General features: G+C 45.5%; 1 protein-coding gene. It reads left to right on the forward strand.

The annotated features are described in order from the left end of the window. The first annotated feature begins 56 nt into the window (after window positions 1-56). Window positions 57-1,322: an IS256 family transposase gene (locus tag BT112_RS21445; protein WP_072319486.1), complete on the forward strand. Its 1,266-nt coding sequence runs from the start codon at window positions 57-59 to the stop codon at window positions 1,320-1,322. The last annotated feature ends 11 nt before the right edge of the window (window positions 1,323-1,333 follow it).

Below are 1,333 nucleotides of genomic sequence, written 5' to 3' on the forward strand. Positions count from 1 at the left end.
TAAACTGAACTCTGTCTGAATAGATTTAAATTATTAATTTTATTCAGATAGTAATTATGAGCAACGAAGCACAATCAGATTTAGAGAAAAAGATCCTTGAACAGTTTATGTCGGGGAAGAACCTCTTCGGGGAAGGCGGCGCCTTAGCCCCGATGTTAAAGAACGTGATCGAGAAGGCCCTGGAAGCAGAGATGGATGCCCATCTGGATGATCAGGAGCGTACCAAAGGCAATAAGCGCAATGGCAAGGGGAAAAAGACGCTTAAAAGCCGTTTTGGCAGTTTTGATATCGATACCCCCGAAGATCGACAAAGTAGCTTTGAGCCTGCCCTTGTGAAGAAGCGTCAGACCATTCTTGCCGATCAACTCTCCGATAAAATCATAGGGCTTTACGGCCTTGGGATGAGTTACCGGGACATCTCTGCCCACATCAAAGAGATGTACGATACCGATATCTCTCATACGGTATTAAGCCAAATTACCGATAGGATCATACCGGAGGTTAAAGCCTGGCAAAACCGCCCTTTAGAGCCCATGTATTGCATCGTATGGTTAGATGCCATGCACTACAAGGTTAAGGTAGATGGACGCATCGAGCACAAGGCATTATACAATATCCTTGGAGTCAACAAAGAAGGTTATAAAGAAGTGCTGGGGATGTATATCTCTGAGAGTGAAGGGGCCAACTTCTGGCTTCAGGTACTCACGGATTTACAACAGCGTGGATTGGAAGATATCCTGATCGCCTGCACGGATAACCTTAAAGGTTTTACAGAAGCGATTTTGAGCGTTTTCCCCAAGACCCAGGTGCAAAAATGTATTGTACACCAGATCCGTAATTCCTTGAAGTATATCGCTTCCAAAGATCAAAAGGAATTTTTAAAAGACTTAAAGCGGGTTTACCGGGCCACCAATAAACAGGTGGCCGAAGACGAACTGTTGAACCTGGAAGAAAAATGGGGTCAAAAATATCCTGTAGTGATCGCGAGCTGGCAACGTAATTGGGAAGAACTTTCACAGTATTTTGAGTACACCGAACCGATTCGCAAGATCATTTACACCACCAATGCCGTAGAGGGCTTCCACCGCCAGGTGCGTAAGGTGACCAAGACCAAAGGAGCCTTTACCAACGATATGGCCTTGCTAAAGCTGGTGTACCTGGCCACCAAAAATATCGAGAAGAAATGGACCAGCCCCTTGCAAAATTGGAGTTTGACCATCCAGCAATTATACATTAAATTTGGGAACCGGATTCCCTTGGATTTAGCGGCCTCCCCTTCGGGGGGTACCCCCCGAAGGGGAGAACAATCAGACAGAGTTTAATTTACAGACCC

Source organism: Sinomicrobium oceani, from assembly GCF_900119185.1.
GTDB classification, from domain to species: domain Bacteria; phylum Bacteroidota; class Bacteroidia; order Flavobacteriales; family Flavobacteriaceae; genus Sinomicrobium; species Sinomicrobium oceani.

Excerpts from the sequence above, each read along its gene's own strand:
- BT112_RS21445 (WP_072319486.1), top strand. The coding sequence starts at position 57 with ATGAGCAACGAAGCACAATCAGATTTAGAGAAAAAGATCCTTGAACAG.